The organism is Emticicia sp. CRIBPO (genome assembly GCF_009905725.1).
Taxonomy (GTDB): domain Bacteria; phylum Bacteroidota; class Bacteroidia; order Cytophagales; family Spirosomataceae; genus Leadbetterella.
The window spans coordinates 90,685-104,628 of the sequence record NZ_JAAAKV010000014.1 but is presented as its reverse complement, the minus strand read 5'-3'; the positions used below and the strand labels follow the sequence as shown (position 1 = coordinate 104,628).

Sequence of the window (13,944 nt, the reverse complement as noted above, 5' to 3'; positions counted from 1 at the left end):
TTCATTAGTAACCAGGATTTTGAACTAAATTCTTGTTACGGTTCATTTCGTCTCTGTGAATCGGCAGGTAATACTGCTTATCCAACCAGGTACGGTTTTCTTTACCCGGATCCATGTCCACTACTTTGTAGTTGTAGTCATAAGAATCCGTATCATATTTGTAAAGTGTTACTGTTTTACCAGGTTTAAGAGTACCCACGATGCTGATGATGTTAGCCTTACGACCCAAAGTCGTTTTAGCGATCATCCATCTGCGGGCATCATGATAACGATGCTCTTCAAAGGCAAGCTCAATTCTTCTTTCGTTTCTGTATCTCTGACGTAAAGCATCGCCTGATTCTGTGATGGCAGGCATACCCGAACGGAAACGGATTTTGTTCAACCATGTACGTGCTTCAGCATCCTGACCTAACTCAATACAAGCTTCAACATAGTTAAGGATCGCTTCAGTGTATCTCAGAGTAGGCCAAGGCACTTGCTGCCATGTATTCTGATCAACGATTCCAGGATTTGGATCGATAAATTTACGCATATAATATCCGGTGTAGCTACCGTTCCAGTCTTCTACAGTACTCTTACGGGTATCCAAACCGAAGTAGTTTACTTTTCCTGAACCGGAAGTCAGTTCATACTGACCTGTCTGGATCTGGTTAGCAGGATCTTTAGCCGCTACGTCAGCAGTACGTGGCTTCCAGGGAGCACCATCGTAGAGAACAGAAGCATAGAAACGAGGGTCTCTGTTGGTATAAGGACTGCTGGCATGAGCCGGCTTACTCCAGTCAAACTTGGTACCATCCATCATTTCATAGTCATCTACAAAGTTCTGGATCGGGGTATTCCCAGCCCAGTTGTGGTATCCGTTCGGTCCGTTAAACAAACCCTGACGACCACCATCTTCCTGTTTTGCATTGATGAAATAACGGGCAAGGATCAAATCCTTTTCACCACCATTTCTTGACATCGCAAGGTTGTTATAGTTGGTAGATCCCTGAGCAGCCGATACCGGAGCAGAAAGACCTAATTCATAACCATAACCAGGCAGATCAAGAACAGCTTTAGCCGCGTCTTTAGCTTTCTGCCATCTTTCAGCCCTGCTTCCGGATACATAAGTTAAAAGTTCAGGCTTAGAGAAAGCAGCCATTTCAGTTGATTTCGCTTTAGCTGTAGTAGCATCGTACATATCACTGGCAGCATAAAGAAGTACTCTGGCCTTAAGAGCCAGGGCAGCAGCTTTAGAACCGCGGCCTGAAGCGAGCGTTTTGCCGTTAAGCAAAGTAGCTGCATCATCACAATCCTTCACGATGAAAGTGATACATTGTTCCATTGTATTTCTCGGAGCAAGATAATCTGCTTCACCAAGATCGTAAGGACGATCAATAATAGGCACACCACCAAAGTAACGCACCAATTGATGATAATAGTAAGCTCTCATCAGCTTAGCCTCACCCATCAGTCTTTCCACAGTACCGTTTGTATTCACAAACTGCGGGGCAGAAAGGTTTTTGATCGCGATGTTAGCGGCTCTGATACGCTGATACATGTTTACCCATGAAAGCGTTCCGTTGATCCAACCCGGAGACGCCGGATTTGATCTTGACTCAGTGATCGTGGTAATATCACGACCAGGGTGAGTGAAGGCAGTTTCATCGGTCAATGACGCCAACATCTGCTCGTTAAATCCTCCCATACCTAAACCGGCATAGATTTCTGTTACAAAAGCTTCAGCGAGGGCTGCATCAGTCCATACCGCAGATTCAGAAACCTGATCCAAAGGTTTGGTATCAACAAAGTCGTCATTACAACCCGTGACAACAAATGAAGCTGCAACGGCCGAAAGTAAAATATTTCTAAATTTATTCATTGTTCTTCAATTTGAATTTTTAAAATGTTGCAGTTAATCCGAAGTTGATTACTCTAGACTGAGGATAATACTGACCAGTTGTGTTATCCGATTCAGGATCATACACTTTCAATTTATCCCATGTTAAAAGGTTAAGACCGTTGGCATATACTCTGAAACCATTCAGACCTACTTTTTTGATGATAGTAGAAGGTACATTGTAGCCAATCTCAACGTTTTTCAAACGGATATAATCAGAACTTCTTAACCAGTAAGTGTTACCATTTGAGAAATACTGGTCACTACGGTTAGCAATTCTCGGATGCTCGCTGCTCGGGTTATCGATTGTCCATCTGTTTTTGTAGATATCAAGAAGGAAGTTACCGATGTTACCTGATTCACCTGCACTTACATAAACTTTAGCACCTGCTGCTCCCTGGAAAAGGACAGAAAGATCAAAGTTTTTGTATGAAGCAGAGATGTTGGCACCACCCTGGAACAAAGGCAATGTAGTATTGTCTGTTCTTACCTGGTCGTCAGGAGTAATTTTACCATCTTTGTTATAATCCACATATTTCATATCACCAGGACGTAGTGTACCTACGATAGCAGAGTAGTTGATAGGGTTGGCATCAATCTCAGCCTGATCTTTAAACACACCGTCATACAGATAAGCCTGGTAAGTGTTCATTGGTTTACCTGTAGTTCTTTGCCACTCAGGAGCACCAGGTGCCTCATCCCAGAAAATGATTCTGTTTTTCGAGTATCCACCGTTTATACCGAAGCTGTATTTGAAATCTCCTGCCTGGTTACGGTATCCGATGTTGAATTCCCAACCTTTGTTACCAACTTTACCGATGTTTTCAGCCGGAAGCGTCAAACCTGTAGATTGCGGAACCGATGCATTTCTGAAGTAAAGGATGTTTGAACGGATGTTAGAGAACACATCAAATTCGAACGATATCTTACCATTCAGCAACTGACCTTCCAAACCTAAGTTAGAGTTATTGGCAATCTCCCAGGTAATATTATTGTTAGGGATACGGGTTTCATACAAAGTTTTGGTCTCTGTATTGTTGATGATATAAGATCTGAAACCGTAAGTAGACAAATACTGATATCTGGCCACAGTACTAGTTCCCGGAAGATATACCTGGTCACTACCCAATTGTCCCCATGATCCACGAAGCTTCAGGTAATTGATTACCGGAATCTCTTTCATGAATTTCTCTTCAGACATTAACCATCCCAACATCACACCAGGGAAGAAACCATATCTCTTAGCCGCAGGGAAGATATCCGAACCGTCATATCTCCAAAGGAATTCAGCAAGATATTTTTCTTTGTAGTTATAAGCCACACGACCAAAGTAGTTGATACGGGCAATTTCATAAGCTCCGCCACCATTGTTTTTCTCAGCGTCACCACCGGCAAACATCTGGTCAATAGCAGGAGATATGAAGTAACGACGATAAGCGTTGAAGTTATCACCTGAAATCGTCTCTTTGTTAGTACCTGCAAGAGCTGTCAAACCGTGAACACCAAACTTCTTCTCATATGAAAGCACACCACCCAAAAGGATGTTCAACTGTGTTTCATTGTAAAGGTTAAGGTTAGGCTCAGCCGGTCCACGCTTACTGGCGGTCAGCTTAGGCGTAGTTCCATCTGCTTCAAATCCAACACCTTTTTCATAAAGAGTCCAAGGAGTCTGCCATAATTTCCTGTTATACATTCTTTTATCAATAGCAGCTGTTCCTGTGAACTTCAAACCTTCCACACCTGGTATTTTGATATCAAGCTGACCGTTGGTCTGAACGAAATCTGTTTTCTGACGGTCATAACCTGTCTGGTTCGTAGTGATTACCACAGGGTTTTCACCGTTTTCGATATCAGGACCAGGCAAACCGTTTGGCCAGAAAGCCGGTTGGTTTGGTTTTCCACGCATTTGCATACGGAAGATCGCACCTGCACCTCTTGTTGGGTAACGACGAGCTTCTTCTCTACCTACCAAACCAATATTTACATTCACATATTTATTGATTTTAGCATCAAGGTTCAATCTAAGGTCATATTGCTGATAACCTGTAGCCGAATTTTTGTAGTAACCATCCTGATCCTGGTATCCCAAAGAAGCAAGATATCTGATAGCATCAGTACCACCGTTGATCTGTACATTGTGACGTACCTGAGGAGACCAGTTTTTCAAAGTAGCATCATACCAGTCAGTATTCGGGTACAACCATGGATCAGATCCATCCTTGTATTTCTGAATTTCTGCAGGAGAATAAGGGGCTTTTCTTTGCTGACCGTTAGGACCTGTGTAAATACCTGTTGCTTTGTAGGCATCATTGGCAGCTTTCCACTGAGCAGTCGGCAACTGATAAATATCAAGGTCGTTCAACATTTCTACATACTGAGCCGCATCAGCCAATTTAGGCACAACAGTCGGCTGAGCATAACCCTGGTTGAAAGAGTAAGAAAGTTCAGGCTTACCTGTTTTACCTTTCTTGGTAGTGATAAGGATTACACCGTTGGCAGCACGTGAACCGTAGATAGCCGCAGAAGCATCTTTCAATACCGAGATACTCTCAATATCAGCAGGGTTCAGACGCTGAAGTCCACCCGCTCTGTCAGGTATACCGTCAATTACGATCAAGGCATCATTATTACCTAAAGAGTTGGCACCCCTGATTCTGATTGATGAACCATCAAAACCCGGCTCACCACTTCTGTTTACCGCTACAACACCCGGAAGTCTACCTGCCAGGGAGTTACTTAAGTTCACAGCCGGTGATTTAACAAGATCTGTACCTTTCACAGATACAACCGAACCTGTAATGGTTTCTTTTTTCTGAACACCATAACCAACCACAACTACCTCGCCCAGAGACTTCACGTCGGTTTTCAAAGCAACATTAATCTGGCTTTTGTTACCTACAGTGATTTCCTGAGCCTCGTAACCAACGATACTGAATACAAGTACCGCATTAGAGTTTTGCACAGTGATGCTGTAATTACCGTCCACATCTGTAGTAGTACCCTGAGAAGTACCCTTGATCAAGATGCTCACACCCGGCAATCCCTCATTTTTGTCACCTTCGGTTACTCTACCAGTAACCTTCTGTTCAGCTATTTTGTTGCCCGCCCAGGCATCTGTACCAGATACAGCCCAAACAGCACAAAGCAAAAACGCAAACAGGATTTTAAATGTAATTCTTTTGCTCATAAATGATTTGTTAAAAAATTAGTTGAATAAATGATAAGGTTTAAATGATTAGTAAATGAAAAAATAGTTTAAATTAATAAAGGATAACAATTATACATTTCTGAAAATTATTATATTTATTCTTACAAAATTAAAGAAAATATACCCTTTATATAGTTCTGTTTTTTATAGAAATAGTGAAATAAAACTGTGCAAACGTTTGTCTATAGAAGAAAACACCGCTAAACCGTTTTTGCAAACATTTGCACAAATCAACAAATTAGATGTATTTTTGTTGGCAAGCAATGCCGTGAATGACAAAATAGTATGATAAAGAATCAAATTACCATTAAAAAGATCGCCTCTGAACTTGGAGTATCTATTTCAACAGTTTCGAGGGCATTGAAAAATAATACAAGAATTGGTCTTAAAACCCGTGAGAAGGTTTGGGAGGTTGCCAAGCGGTTAAACTATATCCCGAACCCTGCTGCATTGTTTTTGCAAAACAACAAAACCTACACTATCGGCATCATTGTTCCTTTCTTACAGGAGGAGTTCTTTTCACAGGTGGTCACCGGGATTGAAGACGTCATCTTCGAAGAAGGCTTCCATCCTATTATCAGCCAGTCCAGAGACAATATGGAGCGGGAAAAGAAAGCCGTGGAATCATTCCTTAAAATGAGGGTAGATGGCGTTCTCGTATCTGTTTCAGCTGAAACCAACACCTACCAACATTTCAAGGAACTTGAGAAATATGGCATCCCTGTGGTGTTTTTTGACAGGGTTCCGCGTAATTTCCAGGCTAATAAAGTAAAATCGAGGATCATTGATGGTGCCCTTGAAGCTATACGTTTTCTTTCTGAAAACAAAAAAACGAGAATAGGCTTACTGAACGGCCCTTCAAACCTTGAAGCCTCCGATGAGCGGTTGAACGGATACCTGGAAGGCATCAAGAAATATGACCTCAAAACCTCGCCTCAATATATAAAGACCACCAATCTTTCAAAGGAAGACACGGCTCTTAAAATGAAGGAATTCCTGGCCCAGGACGATATTCCGGAGGCCATCATTACTTTCAATGACTATGTGGCTTTATACGCCATGAGGGCCTGTAAAGAGCAGGGAGTTATTCCCAATAAGGACATTCAGTTTGTCAGTTTTGCCAACCTGCCCATCACCGGCCTGATGGAAAACCCTCCCCTGGCCTCAGTGGAGCAATTTCCGGTGCTGATTGGCAGTCAGTCAGCCAAGCTTCTCCTTAATTGCATCAACGATACAAGAGAATACACTGAATATCAGGAAGTTATTATCAAAACAGAACTCATTATCCATTAATCTGGAGACTCAGATTAATGGATAATATTTTGACTGGTTTTGATTTCGAAAATTAAAATAACCTATACAAATATACGTATTTATTGATTTGCCACTTCTTCCTTCAAAGTGCCGGACTGTTCAAATACGAACCGGGCAAATAATGACCATGATCATACCTAACAATTACTTTTTTCACTACATTTGTCGCCGGAAATGAAAGAAATAATTCATCTTATAAAAAAAGACTTTATCCTCGAATGGCGGCAGAAATATGCCCTCAACGGGATGATTCTGTACGTTATAAGCACTGTTTTTGTATGCTATATCAGTTTTAAACTGAAAGTCAGTTCTATCGAAAAAATCACCTGGAATACACTTTTCTGGATCATCCTACTGTTTTCTGCGGTTAATTCCATCACCAAAAGTTTTATCCAGGAAAAGGCCGGCCGGCAGATTTATTATTTTACGCTGGCCAACCCTCAGTCGGTCATCATTTCCAAGATCATTTATAATATAGGACTGATGCTCTTCCTGGGATTCCTGGGATTTGTGGTTTACTTTGCCCTGATGGGCAACCAGGCTGAAAACGTCCCCATGTTCCTCCTCTCTATTGTACTGGGGGCTCTCGGATTTTCAAGTTCTCTGACCCTCATTGCAGGAATAGCCTCTAAGGCTGATAACTCCAGCGGGTTGATGGCCGTCCTTAGTTTCCCGGTCATTCTACCCATTCTGACGATGCTGATCAGGCTCTCCAAAAACGCAATGGACGGCCTCGCATTCAGCAGTTCCTACGACGAAATTATCACGTTGATGGGAATTGATTTAATTGTGATTGCGTTAAGTTATGTATTGTTCCCTTATCTTTGGAAAAGTTGATTTTTATGAAAAAAACCTGGTGGAAAATCCTTACTGTTATACTGTTATTTTATGTAGTCATCTGGGGACTTCTGGGCCCGGTGCCCCGTCAGCCCATCCTGAATGAAACCATCAGAAATGTGTACTTCCATGTGCCGATGTGGTTTTCAATGATGACACTCATGGTTACGTCCCTTGTTTACTCTATAAAATACCTGAGAAAAGGCCGCATTAATGACGATACTTACGCCCTCGGCTTTGCCAGCGTGGCTATTGTTCTCGGTATCATCGGTTTTGTAACCGGGTCGGCCTGGGGTAATTTCACCTGGGGAGATCCGCTGCCGAGAGACCCGAAACTGATCGCTGTGGAAGTGGGTATGCTGATTTATTCGGCTTATTTTGTCTTACGTGGATCTTTTGAAGACGAACAAAAGAAAGCCAGACTGGCTGCAGTTTACAATATATTTGCCTTTGCCACTTTCATGCCTCTGGTGTGGATTCTTCCGCGTCTGACAGACTCGCTGCATCCTGGAAACGGCGGCAACCCGGCTTTTGGTAAATACGACATGGACAATGCCATGAAAATTGTATTTTACGCTGCCAATATCGGATGGATACTGATGGGTGTATGGGTCAGTTCCCTGGTCATCCGCATCAGACTTGTTCAAAATCAACTAAACGAAAAAAATTAACATCAAAATGACAATATTCAACTTATTTCTAAACCTTCTTTTCCTTCAGGACGTTGAAATGGCAGATACTTTCAGATCTGACGGTAAGATTTATGTAGTAGTGATCGTTATCTCTATAGTATTGGCAGGCTTGTTTATCTACCTGTGGACGCTGGATCGCAAAATCAGCAAACTGGAAAAGGAAATTAAGAATCAATAACAGTACAACAACAATGAAAAGGACCAGTATAATAGTTTTGGTGGTAATCGCTGTGGCAGTGGCCATGATCATTTCCACGATAGGTGACGCCAGCGTCTATGTTACTTTTAAGGAGGCTAAAGAACTGGCTGAGAGCGGAGAGAGTAAATCGATCCACGTAGTGGGTGAACTGATGAAAGACGGAGAAGGCAAACCTATGGGCATGAAATATGAACCTTCTGTTGATCCCAACCGCTTTGAATTCATGATGAGGGATTCCCTAGACAACGTCTCACTGGTCATTTACAACCAGCCTAAGCCACAGGACATCGATAAGTCAGAGAAAGTAGTGGTGGTAGGAAAAATGGACGTAGCCAACAACCAGTTTACAGCCGATCAGATCCTGTTGAAATGTCCTTCGAAATACAATAACGGAGAGCTTCAGGTGGAAGGAGCTGTGAGTATGAACAAATAAAATGAGTATTGAAGTTTCTGTGAATAAACGCTTGACTGACATTTCCGATATTATTTCAGGATGTATCGAAAAATCTTACCCTTTTGCCCTTTGGCGTAAGCCCAATCAATCAGAAACTTTCTTCCTGTTTTCCAAAACCAGGACACCGGTATACAAACAGATTGACTTCCAGGAGCTTGACTCCGGGTTTGTCATGGCACCGTTTTCAAAATCAGGTGCAGGCCCTTTGTTTATCGAAGGCGACTTTATTTCCAGACTGGACGGCTCAGACATTGTTGAAAACTGGGACACTGTCCCGGATGACCTCAAAGATCACCTGCAGCAGGCCGGTCACTCTTCAGAAACGCATCTTTTGCTTGAACTCAGCCTCGAAACCCTCGAGAACGAGAAGAAAGTTTACCAGGAAAAAGTATCGGCGGCCATCAGTGCCATTCAGAATGCCGGTGTTGAAAAAGTGGTTTTGTCCAGAAAAAAGCATGTGGGCAAAATTTCCGGAAATGGATTTTTCGAAGCTTTCGAAAAATTGGACAAAGCTTATCCCTCCGCTTTTATTTCGATGACCTGGCTGCCCTGGCTCAATCAGCTTTGGCTCGGAGCCACGCCTGAGACCCTTGTGGAGCAAACCCCCGATGGCTTTTTTAAAACCATGGCCCTGGCCGGAACACAATACGCTTTTGATAAAGACGGACAGGAAATCAAGCCGATTGATGCCCTGTGGACTCAAAAAGAGATTGAAGAACAAGCCCTTGTAAGCCGGTATATCATCAATTGCCTGAAGAAAATAAGGGTCCGGGAGTTTAAAGAAGAAGGTCCGCGTACTTTAAAAGCAGGCAATCTTTTACACCTGAGCACACTCTACAGCATCGATACCAAAGAGATCAGTTTTCCGCAACTAAGCTCTGTTATGCTCGAACTTTTACACCCTACTTCTGCCGTGTGCGGCATGCCTAAAGAAGCTTCACTAGACTTTATTGAAAGTCATGAAAATTACGACCGGGAATTTTACAGCGGTTTTCTGGGACCCATCAACATTGAAGGCAGCTCACACCTTTTTGTCAACCTCAGAACCATGAAAATAGAAGCCGGAGAAGTCTATTGCTATGCGGGCGGCGGCATCACCACCCACTCAGACCCTGAGAAGGAATGGAAAGAAACTGAACTCAAACTCCAAACCATTCTGAAGTCATTTGATTGACCCTCCTAAGGCTTTTTCTTCTTTTTCTTTCCCAAAATCAAAATAGGCATGAATTTTGATCCACACAGAACTGTCTGAATATCAATACACTACACAGAACATCTGTTTTTTTTATTAAATATATTTTTGTTTAAATCATTTTTTTTATAGTTTCGGGTTGTTATACCATACTTCATGGTGTAAAATTCGCAAAAAGTAGAATAGCCTAATTATAAATTGTGAAAACTTCATTAGAATGCAGAAGCTTAGTTTAAGTCAATCACAACAACAGCGACTATCGCCACAACAGATACAATTCATTAAACTGTTACAGATTCCTACGGCAGAACTCAGCCAGAGAATCGAAGAAGAGCTGGAAATCAATCCTGCTCTGGAAGAAGGGACGGATCTTGCAGAAAAACAAAAAGATGAGGATTTCGGAGACAGCTATGACAATGAGTACGACGAATTCGGGGATTATGAAGGCTCTGACTCATTTGAGAGCAACGAAAGAATTGACATCAAGGACTACCTGAACCAGGACGACTACTCCGGATATAAAATGTACAGCGACGGCTGGGGCGAAGAAGAAAAGGAAGCCATGCCCGTTGTTTCCACTTCCACGTTATCCGAATCACTTAACCAGCAATTGGGCTACATCAAGCTGAATGAAAGACAAACCCAGATCGGAGAACAACTCATCGGTTCTATTGAAGACGACGGCTACATCAGACGTCCTGTAAGATCTATATGCAACGACCTGGCTTTTGGACAAAACATATATGCTACCGAAGACGAGGTAGTGTCAGTTCTCAAAAAAATACAAAAATTTGAACCTGCAGGAATTGCAGCCCGTGATCTGAGAGAATGCCTGTTGCTCCAACTGGAGAGGAACAGCTACTCCATGGAAAACGACATCGCCACGCTGATCATAGAAGACCACTTTGATGAGTTTATCAAGAAGCATTTTGACAAGATCAAAAAAAGGCTGAACATAGAAGATGACGTCCTGAAGAAATCACTCAGCCTGATCACCAGACTGAACCCCAAACCAGGTAATATGGGCCATGGCGACGGGTCTGCAGCCTACCTGATGGCCGACTTTATCGTGACTACCCAAAACAGCAAGCTGGAGATTATCCTCAATTCCAAAAATGCCCCGGACCTGAAAGTGAGCAAGTCTTTTTCGGAGATGCTCGACACTTATGATAAAGGCGATAAACAAAACAAGCACATCAAAGAAACCGTCACTTTTGTAAAACAGAAACTGGATGCTGCCAAGTGGTTTATTGATGCCATCAAACAAAGACAGCAGACTTTGCTACGCACCATGGAAGCCATTGTTTTATATCAGCAGGAGTTTTTCTGGGAAGGCGATGAGAATAAACTTAAGCCGATGATCCTGAAAGACATAGCTGAAAAAATAGAGATGGATATTTCGACGGTTTCGAGGGTAGCCAACAGCAAATCTGTACAAACCGACTTCGGAATTTATCCCCTGAAATATTTCTTCTCTGAAGGCATTGCCACCGACTCAGGCGAAGATGCCTCGAGCCGTGAAGTCAAGAATATCCTGAAAGAACTGATTGACCATGAGCCTAAAAATTCGCCTCTTTCTGACGATAAGCTTGAAAAACTCCTTAACAAAAGAGGTTATAATATTGCAAGGAGAACCGTGGCAAAATACCGCGAACAACTGAACATCCCGGTGGCCAGGCTGAGAAAACAACTTTAATTTATTTTATGCAGATACACTTACTTTTGTAAATCATTCTCAGACCACGAAACGCTGTATAAAATTCAAAGGATAAGAACTATATTTGTGTTTTATTTAGTGCCGGCTACATTTCAAATACAGATTATTCCTGGTGAATTTAAAATTTGCAAAATTACTTTCCTATTTGCTGCATCCTTTGCTGATGCCAACGCTGTTGATAGGAGCACTTTATGTTTTGTCGCCTGAACCTTTATTGCTGGTTCAGCTGTCTTTCAAGGGCTTTTTATTCATCCTGGGATTTATTTTTATTTATACGGCGGTTTTTCCGTCTTTGCTGGTTTATTATCTTTTCAAGAAGAATTACGTGTATGACATGGAACTTTCCAGGCTTCATGACAGAAAAATACCTTTCCTGTTCAGCGTCATTCTCTATGCCACCCTGTTTTATTTTATGTATTCCCAGGGGGGTATCCTGATTCCCGTTTCTATTCTGCTGCTGGGCATGGCCATTATTATTTCGATGATCGGCCTGATCAGTCTCAAATGGCAGATAAGTGCCCATATGGCCGGAATCGGGGGCGTTTTAGGGACATTTATTGTGTTTTTTATTAAGTACGGAGCATATAATCTTTTCATCCCGATACTCCTGTTGCTGATCACAAGCGGGCTTCTGGGTTCGGCCAGACTCCGGCAAAACGCCCACACCCTTTCACAGGTCAGTGCGGGTTTTTTACTGGGACTGGTGGTGAGTTGTGCGGGTATCTGGAATTTCATTTAAATCTATCAGCTGATGACTGTAAAAATAGGAACGCGGGGAAGTAAACTGGCTTTATGGCAGGCTTATTTCATTGAACAAAAACTAAGATCTGCCGGACTGGGTACCGAGATCGTGATAATCGAAACCAAAGGCGACAAAATACTTGACCGCTCGCTTTCAAAAATCGGGAGCAAGGGCGTATTTACCGAAGAACTGGAGGAGCAGTTGCTCTCCGGTAAAATCGACATTGCCGTGCACAGTGCCAAAGATCTCCAGTCAGACCTGGGCGAAAATTTTAAAATACTCGCTTTTACCGAGCGTGAAAAAGTAAACGATGTGCTGGTCAGTCTGATCAGCAATCTGAAAGTCAATACGAAGGATAAATTTACGGTAGGCACCTCCTCTACCCGCCGTGTGGCAATGCTCAGGGCTTATTATCCCAATGTCAACATTGTGGACATGCGGGGCAACCTTCAGACGAGGATCAAAAAAATGGAAGATGGGGTCTGCGATGCTTTACTGCTGGCTTATGCCGGAATACACAGAATGGAGCAGGAAAGCCTTATTGTACACTATTTCGACGAAAACCAGTTTACTCCGGCTGTTGGCCAGGGTACTGTGGCGGTTGAATCTTCCGTTAATATTGATCCGGAAAAGGCTGAAATTATCAGGAATGCCTGTAATCACCCTTTGACAGAAACCTGCCTGCTGACGGAAAGGGCGTTTCTTAAAAAACTCCAGGGCGGCTGTTCGATCCCTGTTTTCGGAAATGCCAGGACAGAAGAAAACACCATCGTTTTCTCTGCCGGAATCATCAGCCTTGATGGTACTGAAATCATCAGGGAAACCCTCAGCGGTCCGGCGGAAAGCCCGGAAGCACTGGGCATCAGTACTGCCGAGCTGGTACTGTCCAAAGGAGGAGACAAAATCCTGGAGAAAATCAAAAGTCAGTTGTAAATTTTAAAACCTGTTTTTTTCAAAACAAACCAAAGCAAACCTCGTTTCATTTCATCGTAACAAACAAGGCCATTTATGAAAAAAGTAATTCTTCTTACGTTTCTTCTCATTGCAACCCTTCAGGGTTTTGCCCAGAAAAAATCAAAAAAAGACTATGTGGTAACGCTAAAAACCCGTTTTGGAGAAACCCACATGGTCCTGTTTGACGAAACACCTCTTCATAAAAAGAATTTCATCAACCTGGTTCAGAAGAAATTTTATGACAGCCTGATGTTTCACCGCATCATCCAGGGATTCATGATACAAGGCGGCGATCCCAACTCTAAAAAAGCCCCGTCAGGAGAAAGACTGGGCATGGGCGGTGGTGATATGGAAAAAATCCCTTATGAATTCAAATCCAGTCATGTTCACCGGAAAGGAGCCCTGGCTGCGGCAAGAGACAGCAATCCCGAGAAGAAATCAAGTGCCTGCCAGTTCTATATCGTTCAGGGCAAAAAGATGAGCGATGAAGAAATCACAGCTGTGGCAAAAAGGAACTTTATGGAGTACACCCCTGCTCAACGGGCTGATTACATGACCGTTGGCGGCACTCCCCGCCTGGACAACAACTATACGGTTTTCGGAGAGGTAATTGACAACTTCAAACTGATAGACGACATTGCTGCCCAGGCAAAAGACGAAGCCGACCGTCCGTTAAAAGACATCAGGATGGCGATGACCGTTAAAAAAATGAAGAAAAAGAAGATCACGAAGCTTTACGGATATAAATTTAACTGA

The 13,944-nt window shown here is 42.7% G+C and carries 12 protein-coding genes; 10 read left to right on the top strand and 2 right to left on the bottom strand.

From position 1 onward, the window contains the following. Positions 1 to 4: 4 nt before the first annotated feature. Both GVN16_RS23560 and GVN16_RS23555 read right to left on the bottom strand, forming a co-directional pair. A complete protein-coding gene (locus tag GVN16_RS23560; RefSeq protein WP_166566420.1) occupies positions 5 to 1,861 on the bottom strand; it encodes a RagB/SusD family nutrient uptake outer membrane protein in 1,857 nt (618 codons plus the stop codon). Positions 1,862 to 1,880: 19 nt separating this feature from the next. Next, the gene (locus GVN16_RS23555) at positions 1,881 to 5,066 is read right to left on the bottom strand and encodes a TonB-dependent receptor (protein WP_166566419.1); all 3,186 of its coding nucleotides are present in this window, start codon (positions 5,064 to 5,066) and stop codon (positions 1,881 to 1,883) included. A gap of 306 nt (positions 5,067 to 5,372) precedes the next feature. Between GVN16_RS23555 and GVN16_RS23550 the strand changes: the two genes are divergently transcribed. From GVN16_RS23550 to GVN16_RS23505, 10 genes are all read left to right on the top strand, one after another. Continuing rightward, positions 5,373 to 6,380 (top strand): LacI family DNA-binding transcriptional regulator, encoded by a 1,008-nt coding sequence (locus tag GVN16_RS23550; protein ID WP_166566418.1) that lies wholly within the window; start codon positions 5,373 to 5,375, stop codon positions 6,378 to 6,380. Between the two features lie 195 nt (positions 6,381 to 6,575). After that, on the top strand, positions 6,576 to 7,238 hold the full coding sequence (locus GVN16_RS23545) for a heme exporter protein CcmB (protein WP_166566417.1): 663 nt from the start codon (positions 6,576 to 6,578) through the stop codon (positions 7,236 to 7,238). A 5-nt stretch (positions 7,239 to 7,243) separates the two neighbouring features. Then, positions 7,244 to 7,909 (top strand): cytochrome c biogenesis protein CcsA, encoded by a 666-nt coding sequence (ccsA, locus tag GVN16_RS23540; RefSeq protein WP_166566416.1) that lies wholly within the window; start codon positions 7,244 to 7,246, stop codon positions 7,907 to 7,909. 7 nt (positions 7,910 to 7,916) lie between these two features. Continuing rightward, complete coding sequence (locus tag GVN16_RS23535; protein WP_166566415.1) at positions 7,917 to 8,108, top strand: CcmD family protein; 192 nt, start codon at positions 7,917 to 7,919, stop codon at positions 8,106 to 8,108. 13 nt (positions 8,109 to 8,121) lie between these two features. After that, entirely contained in the window at positions 8,122 to 8,562 is a 441-nt protein-coding gene (locus GVN16_RS23530) for a cytochrome c maturation protein CcmE (RefSeq protein WP_166566414.1), read from the top strand. A 1-nt stretch (position 8,563) separates the two neighbouring features. Continuing rightward, positions 8,564 to 9,757, top strand: a complete 1,194-nt coding sequence (locus GVN16_RS23525; protein ID WP_166566413.1) for a chorismate-binding protein — start codon at positions 8,564 to 8,566, stop codon at positions 9,755 to 9,757. Positions 9,758 to 9,992: 235 nt separating this feature from the next. Next, positions 9,993 to 11,471 (top strand): RNA polymerase factor sigma-54, encoded by a 1,479-nt coding sequence (gene rpoN / locus GVN16_RS23520; protein ID WP_166566412.1) that lies wholly within the window; start codon positions 9,993 to 9,995, stop codon positions 11,469 to 11,471. Positions 11,472 to 11,604: 133 nt separating this feature from the next. Next, positions 11,605 to 12,231: a hypothetical protein gene (locus GVN16_RS23515; protein ID WP_166566411.1), complete on the top strand. Its 627-nt coding sequence runs from the start codon at positions 11,605 to 11,607 to the stop codon at positions 12,229 to 12,231. 12 nt (positions 12,232 to 12,243) lie between these two features. Further along, positions 12,244 to 13,167 carry a hydroxymethylbilane synthase gene (gene hemC, locus GVN16_RS23510; RefSeq protein ID WP_166566410.1) on the top strand — a complete coding sequence of 308 codons (924 nt, stop codon included), beginning with the start codon at positions 12,244 to 12,246 and terminating at the stop codon, positions 13,165 to 13,167. A 75-nt stretch (positions 13,168 to 13,242) separates the two neighbouring features. Then, positions 13,243 to 13,944 (top strand): peptidylprolyl isomerase, encoded by a 702-nt coding sequence (locus GVN16_RS23505; protein ID WP_166566409.1) that lies wholly within the window; start codon positions 13,243 to 13,245, stop codon positions 13,942 to 13,944.